11 protein-coding genes are annotated in these 15,622 nt (G+C 58.0%); 10 read left to right on the plus strand and 1 reads right to left on the minus strand.

Translation table 11 applies throughout. The annotated features are described in order from the left end of the window. Nucleotides 1-172 precede the first annotated feature (172 nt). From CJP46_RS23555 to CJP46_RS23600, 10 genes are all read left to right on the plus strand, one after another. A complete protein-coding gene (locus CJP46_RS23555; RefSeq protein WP_256992491.1) occupies nucleotides 173-1,531 on the plus strand; it encodes an FAD-dependent oxidoreductase in 1,359 nt (452 codons plus the stop codon). A gap of 79 nt (nucleotides 1,532-1,610) precedes the next feature. Then, a complete protein-coding gene (locus tag CJP46_RS23560) occupies nucleotides 1,611-2,903 on the plus strand; it encodes a citrate transporter (protein ID WP_256992492.1) in 1,293 nt (430 codons plus the stop codon). A gap of 87 nt (nucleotides 2,904-2,990) precedes the next feature. Then, complete coding sequence (locus CJP46_RS23565; protein ID WP_094598065.1) at nucleotides 2,991-5,138, plus strand: hydantoinase/oxoprolinase family protein; 2,148 nt, start codon at nucleotides 2,991-2,993, stop codon at nucleotides 5,136-5,138. Nucleotides 5,139-5,198: 60 nt separating this feature from the next. After that, nucleotides 5,199-5,999 (plus strand): hypothetical protein, encoded by an 801-nt coding sequence (locus CJP46_RS36650; protein WP_179281290.1) that lies wholly within the window; start codon nucleotides 5,199-5,201, stop codon nucleotides 5,997-5,999. A gap of 101 nt (nucleotides 6,000-6,100) precedes the next feature. After that, nucleotides 6,101-6,961, plus strand: coding sequence for a MurR/RpiR family transcriptional regulator (locus CJP46_RS23575; RefSeq protein ID WP_094598066.1), 861 nt, complete (start codon nucleotides 6,101-6,103; stop codon nucleotides 6,959-6,961). Between the two features lie 351 nt (nucleotides 6,962-7,312). Beyond that, on the plus strand, nucleotides 7,313-8,338 hold the full coding sequence (locus CJP46_RS23580; protein ID WP_094598067.1) for a Gfo/Idh/MocA family protein: 1,026 nt from the start codon (nucleotides 7,313-7,315) through the stop codon (nucleotides 8,336-8,338). Between the two features lie 19 nt (nucleotides 8,339-8,357). Next, nucleotides 8,358-9,296 (plus strand): Gfo/Idh/MocA family protein, encoded by a 939-nt coding sequence (locus tag CJP46_RS23585; protein ID WP_094598068.1) that lies wholly within the window; start codon nucleotides 8,358-8,360, stop codon nucleotides 9,294-9,296. Nucleotides 9,297-9,508: 212 nt separating this feature from the next. Beyond that, a complete protein-coding gene (locus CJP46_RS23590; protein WP_179281291.1) occupies nucleotides 9,509-10,405 on the plus strand; it encodes a sugar phosphate isomerase/epimerase family protein in 897 nt (298 codons plus the stop codon). Nucleotides 10,406-10,426: 21 nt separating this feature from the next. Beyond that, nucleotides 10,427-11,200: a glucosamine-6-phosphate deaminase gene (locus CJP46_RS23595; protein ID WP_094598070.1), complete on the plus strand. Its 774-nt coding sequence runs from the start codon at nucleotides 10,427-10,429 to the stop codon at nucleotides 11,198-11,200. A 10-nt stretch (nucleotides 11,201-11,210) separates the two neighbouring features. Further along, on the plus strand, nucleotides 11,211-12,455 hold the full coding sequence (locus CJP46_RS23600; RefSeq protein WP_094598071.1) for an N-acetylglucosamine-6-phosphate deacetylase: 1,245 nt from the start codon (nucleotides 11,211-11,213) through the stop codon (nucleotides 12,453-12,455). 676 nt (nucleotides 12,456-13,131) lie between these two features. On the opposite strand, the gene CJP46_RS23605 is transcribed toward CJP46_RS23600, so the two are convergent. Further along, nucleotides 13,132-15,408, minus strand: coding sequence for a helix-turn-helix transcriptional regulator (locus tag CJP46_RS23605; protein ID WP_094598072.1), 2,277 nt, complete (start codon nucleotides 15,406-15,408; stop codon nucleotides 13,132-13,134). Nucleotides 15,409-15,622 lie beyond the last annotated feature (214 nt).

Genomic DNA, 15,622 nt, shown 5'->3' on the forward strand with positions numbered 1-15,622 from the left:
CCCAATGTTATATGAAGTGAATACCGGCAATAGAACTGTCGGAAAATAATTTACTAAAAATCCGGATAATTAGAAAAATATTTTCTTGAAAGCATTTACATGAACTGAAGGTTTTGATAGTCTATGAATCAAGAAACAATCATACATCATTTACCGGAGGAGTGAGGACGAATTGGAGAACAAGCTGAAGTATGATGTGGTGGTTATGGGCGGCGGCATTTCCGGCTCGATGGCTGCGGTGGCGGCCGCAAGCTCGGGGGCCAGGACGCTGATCGTGGAGTCCCACGGGTTTCTCGGCGGCACGCTGACGGCGAACGGCGTCGGGCCGATGATGACCTTCCATGCCGGGGATAAGCTGGCGATCCGGGGTTTTACCGACCAGCTGATCGAACGGCTGAAGCGGCAGGGGAAGTCGCCGGGGCACATTTTTGACACGGTCGGCTTTACGTATTCGGTGACCCCGTTCGACGCCGAGGCAATGAAGCATGAACTGGAGCTGATGGTGACCGAGAGCGGCGGTGAGATTTTGTACCACACGATGCTCGCCGGCGTGAAGGCAGAGGACGGACGGATCGTCGGCATTAAAGTATGCAACAAGTCGGGACTGACCGACATCGAGGCATCCGTGTTTATTGACGGGACCGGGGACGGGGACCTTTCCGTGGGCGCCGGAGCGGAGTTCACGAAAGGTCGGGAGTCCGACGGGGCGATGCAGCCAATGACGCTGAAAATGAAAATGTACAACGTGAACATCCCTAAAGTGAAGGAGTACATCCACGCGCACCCGGAGGATTTTCCGCTTTACAACGGCGACACCTCCATCATCGAGAAGGCGCCGCGCCTGTCGGTCGGCGGCTTTGACAGCTTGTTCCGGAAGGCGAAGGAGCGTGGCGAAATTTCGATTCAGCGCGAGAACGTGCTGTTCTTCGAGACGAACAATCCAGGCGAGGTCATTCTGAACACGACCCGGATTCTGGGGCACGACCCGACCGATGCGTTCAGCCTCAGCCTGGCGGAGATGGAAGGACGGAAGCAGTGCCGCGAGCTGGAGCTGTTCGTCCGCAAATACATTCCGGGCTTCGAGAACGCGGTGGTGGAGTCCACCGGTCCGAACATCGGGGTGCGCAGCTCCCGCCAGATCAAAGGGGTCTACACCCTGACCGCCGAGGATTTGCTGGAGCAGAAGCTTTTCGACGATACCATTGCCCACTCGGGTTATCCGATCGACATTCACAGCCCGGACGGGGAAGGAACGAAGCATCAGAAGCTGGAGTGGGGCGGCATGTACAGCATTCCGTACTCCTGCATGATCACGAATTCCGTGAAAAACCTGATCGTCATCGGCCGCTGCATCTCGGCGACGTTCGAAGCGCAGGCGGCCATGCGGACGACCCCGACGACGGGGGCGATCGGCCATGCGGGGGGCGTGGCTGCGGCATACGCGGCCAAACACGGCGTCAGTGTCCAGGACGTAGACATCAAAGCGGTGCAGGCTCAGCTCAAGGCCCAAGGAGCCCATTTGGAAATATAGGCCATGAATCATTAAACATGTGAAGTAAACATGTGAATGAACCACTTGAATGAATCTCATGACGAGAGGGGTAACCAAAGTGACTGGTGTAATGTGGGTTCAAGCGATCGGCATTTTGATTGTGTTTTTGGTGTTCGTCGGGCTGATGATGACGCGCAAAATCCCGGCAATCCTAGCTCTTCCGCTGATGGCGATCCTGTTTGCGATTATCGCCGGGGTGCCATGGAACTCGAATAATCCCGATACGACAAGCATTGCCAAAACGATCCTGGCGTCCGGCTCGATGCGGCTGTCCGGGGCGATTGCCGGCCTCGTATTCGGTGCCTGGTTCGGGCAAATCCTGAACAAGGTCGGCATTACCAAATCGATTATCCGCAAAGCCGCCGAGCTGGCCGGGGATAAGCCGATGCTGATCGCGATTCTGTTCTTCGTAACCGCATCCATTATTTTCTCCGCAGCAGGCGGACTTGGTATGGTGATCCTGGTCGGTACGATCGTTATACCGATCATGCTGACCGCCGGTATTTCGCAGTTCGTGGCATCGATCGTCGTGCTGTCCGCGGTCGGGGTCGGCGCCCTTTTCAACGTATCCAACTGGGCCGTATACGTCGACGTGCTCGGCCTCTCGGTTGACCAAATCGCCAACTACACGCTGGTGGCCGCGCTTCCGCTGATCGTGCTGTCCCTGGCCATGATCGTATTCTATATCCGCAAAGACGGCAAAGGCCGCAGAGCGTGGGCGATGCCCGCAGCTACCGGCGGCGACGGCAAGAAAGTGCCAACCTATGCGCTGATCAGTCCGCTGGTGCCGGTCATTCTGGTGTTCGCTTTTAAAATCGATATCGTTCCCGCCGTCATCATCGGCGCACTCGTCACGATTCTACTGGCCTGGCCGAAGCGCCCGATCCATGTGCTCTCCAGCGCGCTGATCGAGGGCATTCAGGACGTCGCCGGCGCCATGGCGCTGATGATCGGCATCGGCATCCTGCTCAATTCGGTTATGGCACCGCAGGTTTCGGCGCTGATTTCCCCGCTCATTGAGGCGGTGCTTCCGGGCAATCCGATCATGTACATTCTCTTCTTCACCATCCTGTCGCCGCTGGCGATTTACCGCGGTCCGCTCAACGTGTGGGGTCTTGGCAGCGGAATCGCCGCCCTGTTCGTTACGGCAGGCATGACGCCGGTCGCCGCCATGCTGGCGCTGCGCGTGGTCAGCAACGTGCAGGCGGTATCCGACCCGACGAACTCGCATAACGTATGGGTTTCGGATTTTACGAAAACCGATATTAACGAAATTTTGAAGAAGACGCTGCCTTGGATGATGGTCGCCGTCCTGATCTCGATGGTCATCGGCGCATTCATGGTGTTTTGACAAAGGTTTTTACGAATGATTCCGGACGGGGAACGGACTGCGCGGCTTGATGCGGTCCTTCCCCTGTCCTGACTTCAGGAGGATAACATGGAGAGAAAAAAAGTAAGGGTAGGCATCGACGTTGGCGGAACGTTTACGGACGCAGCCGTCATCGATAACGAAACGTTTGAGGTCATCGGCAAAATGAAAATTCCGACGACGCACCATGATGAGGACGGTGTGGCGAAAGGGATCGTGCAGATTTTGAACCGGATTCTGGAGAGCCAGGGCATTCTCCCGGAGGATGTCACGTTTATCGCCCATGGGACAACCCAGGCGACCAACGCACTGCTTGAAGGGGACGTGGCCAGAGTCGGCATTATCGGCATGGGTACGGGACTCGACGGGATGAGCGCGCGATCCGAGTCCAATCCGGGGGATATTGAGCTGGCGCCCGGCAAGTTTTTGAAGACGTACCATACGTTTCTCGACTCCAAAAATTTGACCGATGCGGACATTGAGTCGGCCATCGACACACTAGTGCAGCAGGGGGCCGAAGTCATCGTCGCCTCCGAGGCGTACAGCGTCGACGATCCGACCAATGAGCTGCGGGTCATCGAACTGGCGAACCGCAAGGGCATCTATGCCACAGGCGGTCACGAAATTTCCCAACTGTACGGGCTGAAGACACGGACGCGGACGGCGGTCGTCAACGCATCCCTCATTCCGAAAATGATGGAAACGGCCAACATGACCGAGAAGTCCGTCAAAAACGCCAATATCCAGTCCCAACTGATGATTATGCGCTGCGACGGCGGCGTGATGAGCATCGACGAGGTGCGGAAGCGCCCGATCCTGACCATGCTGTCAGGCCTCGCGGCCGGGGTGGCGGGCGCTTTGATGTACGAGAAAATTTCGGACGGCATTTTCTTCGAGGTCGGCGGAACCAGCGTGGACATTTCCGTCATTAAAAACGGCAAGGTCATGATCCAAAACGCGCAGGTCGGTGGCCACCGTACGTACCTGCAGTCGCTGGACGTCCGCACGCTCGGCATCGCCGGCGGCAGCATGATCAAGGTGTCCGCCGGCAAAATTACCGACGTCGGCCCGCGGAGCGCGCACATCGCCGGTAAGGAATACGAGGCATTCGCACAGACGGACCAAATCGTTAGCCCGAAGGTGAAATTCGTCAGCCCGCGGGAGGGCGACCCGGCCGAATACGTGATCTTCGAATGCGGAAACGGAAGGGAGTTTTCGTATACGCTGGCGGGTGCGGCCAACATCCTTGGCTACGTGCCGGAGGGCGACTATGCATATGGCAACAGGGAAGCGGCGGTAAAAGCGTGGGAAGCCCTTGCCGCACATGTCGGTTTGAGCGTGGAGGAAACCGCGCGCAAGGTGATGGACATTGCGATCGATAAAACGATGAAAACCGTGAATGAAATGATCGAGGACTATGAGCTGGACCGGGCGTTCGTCACGCTGGTCGGCGGTGGGGGCAGCGGGGCGGTGCTGGTGCCGGCGATGGCCGAGCGGGAAGGCTTCAAGAGCCAGATCGCCAGCAACGCGCCTTACGTCTCCACGATCGGCGTGGCGCTGGCCATGGTCAAGGAGCAGCTGGAACGGACCGTCGTGAATCCGACGGAAGAAGATATCAAGCGAATCCGCGCCGACATCGTGGAGCGGATCGTCCAATCGGGAGCCAGCGAGGAGACGGTGGAGGTCACGATTGAAATCGACAGCCAGAAGAACATTCTGCGGGCCATCGCGACCGGCTCGACCGAGCTTCGCTCCAAAGACCTCGGCCAGCAGGCGATGCAGGTGGAAGAAATGACGGTGGTTGCGGCCAGCTCGGTCGACCAATCGCCGGAGAACACCCGGCTGGCGGCGCAGAGCGGACGCTGGAGCCTGTTCGAAGCCGAGCGGACCAAGAAATCACTGTTCGGCCTGATGAAGAAAAAAGTCAACTACGTCGCCGTACTGGATCGCGAAGGGGTCGTCCGCTTCAAGAAGGGAAGCGTCCAGTACACGAAGGTGACGAAAGCGCAGGCCGATGACCGGCTTAACGAATTTCTGGAAGACAATACGATCTACTCCGACGCCAATGCGACCATCCCGAAGGTATTCGCCTTTTATAAGGAGAAAATGCTGGATTTGACCGGCATGCAGACGAAGGAGCAGCTGCTGTCGATTCTTACCCTTGAAACGGAGATGCTGAAGTCCGAAGACGAAATGATCGTCATTGCGTACCAATAGAACAGCTAGAGAGATTAAGAGATAGATAAAGGTTAGAACACGAAGAGGGGGATGAAAGGCATGCCGGAGTTCCAGGGATACGGTTTGAATGTTCAAAACCTCGGCTTGACCGATGAGGTGCTCGCCCATGCGGAGCTCGCCAAGGATCCGCTGTACCGCAAAATCCCAAAGGACCGCCTGGCCTATTATGTGGACCGTTCGCTCCAAAGGGGCCGGGAAGCGGCCCAGACCTGCCGGGGCATGTCTATCCGGGAGCTGTACCGCAGGGATGGACTGCGCCATGAAATCACGGACCGCTCCGGCACGTTCCATCATCTCTCTCTGCGGGCGCAGATCGATTTTGCCAAAACGCCGCCGGAAGTGGTCGTCTACGCCGCATCCCTCCGCGGCATGGCTGATGCTTACCGGGCGATCATGAGCCCGGGAGAACAGGCACAGCGCCTAAACCATACGGCAGATGCGAAACCAGAACCGGGCAATGCGCTGCAGCCGTCAGGGCTCTCGCCGGATCCTCTTTCGGAGCACGCTTCCGCCCCTCAGGACGAGGAGCTGGAGCGGCTGGTCGATATCCACCTGGCGCATGAATATTTTCACTATCTGGAGTACCGCGCCGGGCAGTTTACGAACGACATGCTGGAACCGGTCGAGGTGTTCCGGCTTGGCAGACGGCTGGTGAAGCGCTCGAGCATCGTCCAGTGCAGCGAAATTGCCGCCCATGCCTTTTGTAAGGAGATGATGGGCCTGCTCTTCCTGCCGAACGTGCTGGATTACGCCTTCCTGATCCAAAACGGTTCTTTAAGCGAAGAAGCCTTTTGCCGGGAAGTCGAGTCGTGGAAGAGCGGTCATGCGGCGGCGTTGTGACATCGTTTTCTAAATACCTTCCCTTGTATGATATAATGGGGTGTGCTAGCGGGGGTTACCGGATTAGCTATTTTCCCACAGGTAGGTCAGGAGGAGGTCACATGTCTTCACAGGTTCCGGCCGTCATCGCCAAAATCGTATCGCAAACCCAAAAGTTAACATACGGCGAAAATCAAATCGCCAACTTTGTCATTCATAATCCGGAGTTCATTACCCGTAACACCATCACCGCGATTGCGAATGAGATCGGCGTGTCCGAGACGAGCATTAACCGCTTCTGCAAAAAGGTCGGCTTCAAAGGCTTCAACGACTTCAAGATTGCCTTTGCCCAGGACGCGTTCTACCGGGATATGCAGGCGAAGAAGAAAGAAAGACGCGAGATCAATCCCATTGATGCCCTCGCTTTGGATTATAATGAGCTGATCGTGAACACGTCCGCGCTCGTGACGGAGGAGCAGCTGAACCAGGTCGTGGACCTGCTGAAAAGTGCCCGCCGGATCGTGGTCATCGGATTGTTCGATTCGTTTTTGGCGGCGATGGCGCTCCGCAATCGGCTGGCGATTATCGGCATGATGGCGGAAGCCATCAACGACAGCAGGGAAATGAAGATCGCCGCCTCCCAGTGCGGTCCGGACGATGTCGTCATCGCTTTCTCCCGTTCGGGTTCAACGAGGGAAATTATCGATGCGGTATCCATCGCTCGGGTCAATCAGGCGAAGGTGATCGCGATCACCTGCTACGACGCTTCGCCGATAACGGAGAATGCGGCCGTCGATATTATCGTTCCGGATAAAATATCCGTGAATAACAGCGCCTTTATGTCCAATCATATTACGTTCCTGTTCGTGGTCGATCTGATCATGAGCGTGTTTATTTCCTCGGATAAAAAGTATTTGAAAAAGAAGCTGGACAGCGAGGGCCTTCTGGCCAGCGACCAGTCGATCACGAATTATTTTCTGTAAGAAGAGCGTTTCCTGCCGGAGGGCAGGGGCGCTTTTTTTTGCTTATAAACCGAATCATCTCCCGAATACCGTAAGGACGCGAATCCGCATGGAAGCAGACGCCCGGCCCCTGGTGGGGTTATTTTGTTGCCTTAAATATTCAAACGGACGGTAATTCATGGCATGAATCCCCCAAAAACGGTCAAGTCCCGGAGAGCGCTGTCATATACATCTTTACGGATTCATCTTCGATCCTGCGGATGACGCCAAAGTTGTGCGCAAAGCCACAGAATGGGCGATTGGCCGTGGAGACGGGTCCCACTAGAATGGGGTTGTAAACTTACAGGTGGTTCCCACCGGGAGGAGATTGGTATGAGCAAAAAAATGCGTTTTGCCATTATTGGGGCCGGCGTGATCGCTCCCCTGCACGCAAGAGCCATCGTGAGCCATCCGGAAGCGGAGCTGGCGGCGATCGTCGACGCCGTTCCGGAGAAGGCGGCCAAGCTGGCGGAAGAATTCGGGGCGGCTCATGTATATACGGATACCCGGCAAATGCTCCGGGAATGCGATGTGGACGCCATTAGCATCTGCGTGCCCAGCGGAGGCCACCGGGATGCCACCGTCGCGGCGGCGGAGGCGGGCAAGCATGTGCTGTGCGAAAAGCCCCTCGGCATTACCAAGGCGGACATGGATGAGATGATCGAAGCTTGCCGGAGTCATGGCGTTAAGCTGGCCACCGTTTTCCAGAAACGCACCACGCCTCACGCGCTGCTAACCAAAAAGGCCATTAACGAAGGCAAGCTTGGCAAGTTAGTGCTGGGAGACGCCTACTTAAAATACTACCGGAGCCGGGAATATTACAAAAGCGCCGGATGGCGCGGAACATGGGCCATTGACGGGGGCGGAGCCCTCATGAATCAGGGGGTGCACGGCATCGACATCATCCGCTGGATGATGGGGGAAGTGGACAGCGTCTTTGCCTACGCGGCTCCGTTAATTCATGACATCGAGGTGGAGGATACGGCGGTAGCAGTTTTGAAATATAAGAATGGGGCGTTTGGGGTGATTCAAGGAGCGACGTCGGTCAATCCTGGCCAGGAGCCCCGTTTTGAAATTCACGGCGAGCACGGCACGATCATTTACGGGGACAGCGGCTTTAAAGTATGGAAAACGGTTGACGGCGAAGTTGCGCCGCTCGTTTCGGAAGGCTCCGCCGAAGGCACGGATGACCCGAATGCCATTTCTTCCGACGGCCACTACATTCTGATCGACGACCTGATTCAGGCGGTACGGGAGGATCGCGAGCCGCTCATTTCGGGAGAGGAAGCGAGAAAATCGGTGGACCTGATCCTGGCCATTTACGAGTCCTCGCGTACGGGCAAGGAAATCAAATTGTAGGAAGAGGCGATTTGCGGAAATGAGTACAGAAGAGCTGAAGATCGGAATCATCGGGCTGGACACGTCGCATGCGCCGCTCTTTGCGGAGCTGCTGAACAACCCGGATCATCCGCACCACGTGCGCGGAGGGAGAGTGACGGCTGCCTATCCGGGCGGATCGCCGGATTTTGAGCTGAGCATCGGGCGGGTGGACAAATTTACCGCCGAAGTCAGAGACAACAGCGGCATTCCTATCGTTCACAGCATTCAGGAGGCAGCCGAAAGCGCCGATGCCATCCTGCTGCTCTCGGTGGATGGGCGCGTGCACCTGGAGCAGTTCCGGCAGGTAGCCCTTTATGGGAAGCCGGTCTTTATCGACAAGCCGTTTGCCGTCACGACCCGTGACGCCAAGGCCATCTATCGGCTGGCGCAGGAGCACGGGATTCCGCTCATGAGCTGTTCCTCCGTCCGCTGGTCGGAGGGCCTGGGCCGGGCACTGGAGTCAGCCGATAAGGGGAACATCATCGGCGTGGACGCCTACGGCCCCATGGAGCTGCAGCCGACGCAGCCGGGCTTTTATTGGTACGGCATTCATGCCGCCGATATGCTGTACCGCAGCATGGGCAAGGGGTGTAAGGAGGTCACGGTCACCACAAATGATGACCATGATCTGGCCGTAGGCGTATGGGGAGACGGTCGGGTCGGAACGCTGCGAGGCAACCGGAAGGGCAACCGCCGTTTCGGTGCGCTGGTTCACCGTGAGCAGGGGACCGACCATGTCGACGTGTATACGGACGGCAAACCGTATTATGCCAGCATGATGGAAGAAGTGATCCACATGTTCCAAACGGGCGCCGCTCCGATTGATTTGACGGAGACGCTGGAGGTTATCGCGTTTCTGGAGGCGGCGAACGAAAGCCGGGAGACCGGTAAGACGGTGAAGCTGGATACGGGCATCAGCCCGGTGGCCAGCACCTAATCTTGCCGCGTGCGCTCTCCCGGCGCACGGTGTAACAATTATGCCGCGTATCTATTCCGGCGGGGTGTGATGGCTGCTGCTTACGTCTATGACGTCTGGGCGAAGCGCCATGCGGAAGTCCCCAGGATACCTGGAACGCGCAGGAAGACGTTTGACGATCTGCTTTTGCATAGATGACGAATGATGGTGATGAAAGGAGGGAGACGGGGGACATGAGTGCTGCTTTTCAACTGGGCGTCATTACCGACGAAATTTCCCAGGACATCGACGATGCGATCCGGATTGCCCGCAGGTACGGGCTTGACGCGCTGGAGCTGCGCTCCGTAGACGGTGAGCAGCTGTACCGGCTGAGCGATTTGCGCATAGAGGAGATCGGTGCGGCCATCCGTGCGGCTGGCCTTAAGGTCAGCGGCTTATCCGCCCCGGTGTTCAAATGCAATCTTCGGAATGAAGAGGAAATAGCCGAACACCGGGAGACTTTGACCCGTTATGCGGATTTGGCGCAGCGGCTCGGCACCCGGTTTGTCCGCGGCTTCAGCTTCTGGGCCGACGGCCCGCTGGAGGAAGCGTTCGACGACATCGTCCGGGAATTAAAGAGCGTGGTGCCGATTCTGGAGAGACATGGCGTCATTTACGCGCTGGAAGCGGACCCGGCTGTCTACGCCTCCAATGCAGCCAAAGCCGCTGCTTTGATCCGGGCGGTGGATTCTCCTTATATTCAAGGATTGTATGACCCCGGTAACGATCTGTGGGACCCGGACCGGGAGGTTCCTTACCCTGACGGCTACGAAGCTTTGAAGGGGCGGATCTGCCACATTCACCTGAAGGATGCGGTGAAGCAGGGAGATCATACCGAAGCGGTGGCGATCGGAAAAGGCCAGGTGGATTACGCAGGCCTGCTGCACCGCTTGGTGCAAGAGGGATATGACGGCTATTTGGTGGTCGAGACCCATTACAGGCTCCAATCGAGCCTGACGGAAGAGCAGCTCAAGCGCCCGGCCGGATATGCTTTTTCCGAGGGAGGGGAAGAGGCGACCACTGACTGCCTGAATTCCTTGTTTGAGCTGCTGGAGCGGAGCTCCATTTCAATAAGCAAGAGCGGTTCATAATTCAATGGAGGAGGAATGATCATGCCCAGTCCCCGTTTGGCGGAGAAAAAGTGGTGGAAGGACCGTCTTCAGGTCCGGCAGTACGCGTCGAGAGACGAAATGGGAAAGGCGGCGGCAGCCGATGTGTCCCAAGCAATGAAGGCGATCCTGGCGGACAGGGGCAGCCTGCGGATCGTGTTTGCCGCGGCTCCGTCGCAGAACGAGCTGCTGGACTATCTCACAGCGGATAAAGACATCGAATGGAGCCGGGTGACCGCGTTTCACATGGACGAATATATCGGGCTGGACGAAGATGCTCCCCAGCGGTTCAGCACTTTTCTAGATACCCGGCTGTTCTCCCGGGTCCGGCCGGGAACCGTCCATCTGATCGACGGTTCCGCCGATCCCGCCGCGGAGTGCGAACGGTATGCTGCGCTGCTGCAGGAGGCCCCGATCGACATCGTCTGCCTCGGCATTGGGGAGAACGGCCATTTAGCCTTTAACGATCCGCCGGTAGCCGATTTCAACGACCCGAAGACGGTAAAAATCGTCGAGCTCGATGACATGTGCCGGGAACAGCAGGTTCGGGACGGCTGCTTTGACCGGTTTCGGGAGGTGCCCGAAACGGCGATGACGCTGACGATTCCTACGCTGCTTTCCGGCGGCCGTCTGTTCTGCATCGTGCCGGGCCCGACCAAGCGCAGCGCGGTGACGCAGACGCTGGAGGGACCGATCACGACCGCCTGCCCGGCCTCCATTTTGCGGGAACACCCGAACTGTACACTATACCTGGATCGGGACTCGTATGGAGGCTGATCACCGCGGCATGGAACCTTCGGCGGCAGGCAGCCGTGACGCCCGGACCCGGCTGGAGGGTATTCATGCCCTGACCGGGGAGCATATCCGGCTCACCTTGGCAGGCGGAGTTATTGCCGGGTACGAAGTGCTCGGGACGCCGGAAGGGGCGGAGAGCCGGCGGGAGGCTGCGGCACAGATGGGCGAGCAAGATCTGCCCCTGATCGGACCGGGACTCGTGGATCTGCAGATCAACGGGTACGCGGGGCTGGATCTCAACACGCATCCGCTGCAGGCGGACACCGTCCGGCGGTTAAACGAGAGGCTGTGGGCGGAGGGCGTCACCTCTTATTTCCCCACGCTGATTACGAACAGCGACGAGGCGCTGCGAAGCGGGCTCGGCACGATTGCCGAAATGTGCGAATCGGGCGATCACAATATGGCGGGAATTCATTTGGAGGGACCGTTTATCTCCCCGGAAGACGGGCCTAGAGGGGCTCATGACGCCAGGTATGTAAGGGCGCCGGACTGGGAGCTGTTCCAGTCCTGGCAGGAGGCTGCCGGAGGACGGATCCGGATCGTCACGGTTTCGCCGGAGTGGCCGGAGGCCGTGGATTTCATCGAGCGCTGCACCGATAGCGGCGTGCTGGTCTCGATCGGCCACACCGCGGCAAGCTCGGCCCAGATCCAGGCGGCTGTCCAAGCCGGGGCGCGCATGTCGACGCATCTGGGCAATGGCGCCCACCCGGTGCTGCCCCGCCACCCGAATTACATATGGGATCAGCTGGCGGAGGAGCCTTTGTGGGCGAGCGTGATTGCGGACGGCTTCCACCTGCCGGACGCTTTTCTCCGCGTCGCCGCCAAGGTCAAGGGAGAGCGGCTGATCCTGGTCAGCGATGCCGTCAGCTTCGGCGGAATGCCGCCCGGCACGTACGACACGCATATCGGCGGACGCGTGACGCTGACGCCGGCAGGGCGGCTGCACCTGGCTGGGCAGCCCGCGCTGCTTGCGGGCTCGGCGCTGCCAATGACCGCCGGCATCGCGCACCTCGCGGGGCGGGGCATCGCCAGCCTCGGCGAGGCGTGGGCGATGGCCTCGGTCCGCCCCGCGAGCCTGCTCGGCCTGCCCGCGGCCCAGGGACTTGCGCCCGGCGCGCCCGCGGACGTGGCGCTCTTCACGAAGGATACGGCGGGCATCCGCATCCTTCGCACCTACAAGCGCGGGCAGTTGCAGTACGACGCCAGCGATGCGCAAGACGCCGGCTTCACGCGGTAACGCCTGCACCACGCACCACGGCCGTTCCACCCGATTACGCCTGCACCACGCGCCATGGCCTCAGCACGATGACGCCCGCGCGATGCCGGCTACCACTCTACCCGATGACACCAGCACTACACGCCATGGCCTCCGCCCGGTGACGCCCACGCGATGCGCGATGCACTGCCCCCACGATGATGCCCACACCACACACCGTGGCCATCTCCACCCGATGATGTCCTCACCTCGCACCATACCCCCAATCCACGCACCACGGGCGCATCGCAACCAATAGTCAGCCCGAAGCGTAGCGCGGGCTAACCAAAACATAACCCCCACCCGGATACGCAGACCGGGTGGGGGTTTTACTTTACCCACATGTGATGGCGGCAGGCGCTGCTGAGGGTCGACGGCCTTTCATGCCATTAATTTTTAATCAACGTAACTCCAACCTCGACCCAGCGGAGTGGACGGAATCGATCTGGAGAAGCGGAGCGGTCGCCTTTGTCTTTGGATTTCACCCTTGTTATGTTGCCGGTAAAGAAATCCAAAGACAACAGCGATCGGAAGAACGATCCGTACACGGAGCGCCAACGCGAGCGCCGATGTATCAGCTTTGTTATGAGATGTCACTTTAACGGACGCTAGCTTGCTACCACGCTACCCGCCCCCAGCCTGCCCGCCATCAATCCCCCTACGACGCATATTTTCGCCGATACTCCCCAGGCGTAATCCCCGCATGCCGCTTGAACATGCGGATGAACGAGTTCACGTTGCGGTAGCCGACCCGGGCCGCCACATCCTGGATGCGCAGATCCAGGTTCTGCAGAAGCTCCTTAGCGGTCCGGATACGCAGGTCGTTCAGGTAGTCGCTGAAATTGACGCCTGTCTTCTCTTTGAAATACGTCGACAGATAGCCGGACGTAATGTTCAGCTTGTCGGCCATCATGTCGAGGTTGATGTCCTCCTCCAGATTCGTGCACATATACTCCGTCACAAATGACGTGATCGGATCATGCTCCTCCGTCTTGCGCCGGATTCCTTGCAGCACGGGGTGCAGCAGGTCCTCGAACCAGCGCTCGTACTGCGCCCGGCAGTAGAAGCGCCGGGTCTCATCGAGCGCCGGGCGCCCGTCGGTATCGCCCGATGCGGCCGGGGGAAGCTGGCGCAGCGCCTTATCCAGCTCGCCGGCTACGTCTTTGGCGAACTGCCGGTAGTCACTGGCCGCCGCCTGCTTCTTCTCGAGCTGGTCCAGGCTGCGCCGGACCCACTCCTGCATGCCTTCTTCGCTGCCGCTCATCAGGCGGGTCTGGAACTCCTGCTCCCACATCGCTTTGAGGTAGCGTTCGCTCCGAGCTCCTCCGTCAGCAGGGGAGTCCTGGCGAATCCACTGCGTTTCATCCACCAGACGGCGCAGCTTCAGGCGTTCTTTGACCTGCTCATACGCGGCCGTGAAGTCCGCCCCCGCCGGCTGAACGGCTCCATAGGCCATCGTGACGAGATAGCTCTCGCGGTCCACGGAGAATACCTGCAGCAGCCGCTGCATGTATGGAGTAAGATCCGCCTCCGGATCGGGCAGGAACAACAGCGTCAGAATCTGGTGGGGCTCGGTCTGAATCGTTACGGCGTCAGGAAATGCCTGCCGCCATACATTGTCGACGTACACGCGGAGGTAGTAAGACCCTTTTCCGGTTTTCTGCTGAAAATGCGCGAAGTCCTCCTTGAACAGCACCTGGTAGACCACCACCACGTAAGGCAGGCTCGTATCGGTCAGCTCCTGGATTTCCTTCAGATTCATATGGATGTTCTTTAGCTTGTTGGTGTAGGCGTAATGCCGGAGCATGGAGTTTTTGCGTGCCAGGTCGTGCGAAATGCTTTGGTGGGAAATGCGCATTTGGTGCATTTTTCGCGTGATCAGCTCAATTTCGCGTACGGGCTCATGATCTGTGCCGCTGCCGGCATCGGCTTCGTAGCCCTTCAGCTCGTCGACGATCAGCCGGATCGGCTGATGCATGCGCCGGCTGAACAGGAAGGTCAGCACGATCAGGACGCCGACGATCGCGAGCAGCGACAGCAGGATCAGGTTCAGGTTGAGAAGCTGGCCTGAGATGCTCTGGACCGGAACGCGGCTGACATAAGTGAAGCCCGTGCCGGCCCCTTTTTTATAGAAATAATAATAATCCTTCGTTTGCATATAGGAACGTTCCGGGTCGAATGAGGTGACCAGGCCCGATGCCATGTCGGACGATGTTTGGTAGAGCGGCTGCCCGTCAGCACTCAGAATATAAAACTGGTCGCTGATCGATACGTGCAGGTTCTGCGACAGTTTCTGGGCATCGATCATGACGATGAAGTACATGTCGCGGTAAGGCATCATTTTAATGACCATGGGCATCAGCACGCCTTTAGACGCGGTATGGCCCGCCGTGTTCTCGCTAAAGGCGGCAGCTGGAAATACGCGGTAGGCGTACGATTCGTCAAACTGGCGGTCCCAAAACTCCGGCGGGTAGGAAGGACTGGTGTAATACGTGCCGAACATGGCTTTAGCGCTGCTTGTCCCGTCCTTCTCGATTACGTAGGCGTCGCTGCGGAAGTCAATAATAAGGTTGTCAAAATAAAGGAAGGGATTCGTGTAAAGCCGTTTCATCTCGGCAATGACGTCGTTGACGTAGCCGTAAGCCTTGTTGACCCTGGCATGCCGGAGCAAATTGATGTGGGTCGTCCAGAGGCTGTTCTGGTTCAGACCTAGCACCATTTCCCGTGTCAGCCGAAAATGATCTTCGTAGCCATCCACCGCATGATTAATACTCAGCTCGTTATACTTGACGATCTCCTGGTGGATCTGGCGCTTTAAATAGAAAAAGGAAACCAGGTTGAAGGCGGCAAGAAGAAAGATGACGGCCAGAAATCCAAGCAGCAATTTCGTGAAAAGCGTCGTATACCCCAGTTTTTTCGTCAGGATGAGTGACATCTCTTGAACACCTCCGGCAATGTGGGCTCTGTTACCTATATCATAAGATTTATTTTCGCGTTCAAACAATATTCACCTTTTCGGGTATCTCTACAATCTTCCGGCTGACCCCGGAAAAAGGGGATATCTTCACAAACGTGCTGATTTATTTAAGGGGAACGGTTCAAGTATGATTCGGGTACAGGGTTATCGAGCCCATGACCAAAGAGGGAGG

Origin of the sequence: Paenibacillus sp. XY044, assembly GCF_002257645.1 — a bacterium.
Classification (GTDB): domain Bacteria; phylum Bacillota; class Bacilli; order Paenibacillales; family Paenibacillaceae; genus Paenibacillus_AQ.

Bases quoted from the DNA above. Each gene is read 5' to 3' on its own strand.
- CJP46_RS23565 (WP_094598065.1), top strand. From the start codon at position 2,991: ATGGAGAGAAAAAAAGTAAGGGTAGGCATCGACGTTGGCGGAACGTTT.
- CJP46_RS36650 (WP_179281290.1), top strand. From the start codon at position 5,199: ATGCCGGAGTTCCAGGGATACGGTTTGAATGTTCAAAACCTCGGCTTG.
- CJP46_RS23575 (WP_094598066.1), top strand. From the start codon at position 6,101: ATGTCTTCACAGGTTCCGGCCGTCATCGCCAAAATCGTATCGCAAACC.
- CJP46_RS23580 (WP_094598067.1), top strand. From the start codon at position 7,313: ATGAGCAAAAAAATGCGTTTTGCCATTATTGGGGCCGGCGTGATCGCT.
- CJP46_RS23585 (WP_094598068.1), top strand. From the start codon at position 8,358: ATGAGTACAGAAGAGCTGAAGATCGGAATCATCGGGCTGGACACGTCG.
- CJP46_RS23590 (WP_179281291.1), top strand. From the start codon at position 9,509: ATGAGTGCTGCTTTTCAACTGGGCGTCATTACCGACGAAATTTCCCAG.
- CJP46_RS23595 (WP_094598070.1), top strand. From the start codon at position 10,427: ATGCCCAGTCCCCGTTTGGCGGAGAAAAAGTGGTGGAAGGACCGTCTT.
- CJP46_RS23600 (WP_094598071.1), top strand. From the start codon at position 11,211: ATGGAACCTTCGGCGGCAGGCAGCCGTGACGCCCGGACCCGGCTGGAG.
- CJP46_RS23605 (WP_094598072.1), bottom strand. From the start codon at position 15,408: ATGTCACTCATCCTGACGAAAAAACTGGGGTATACGACGCTTTTCACG.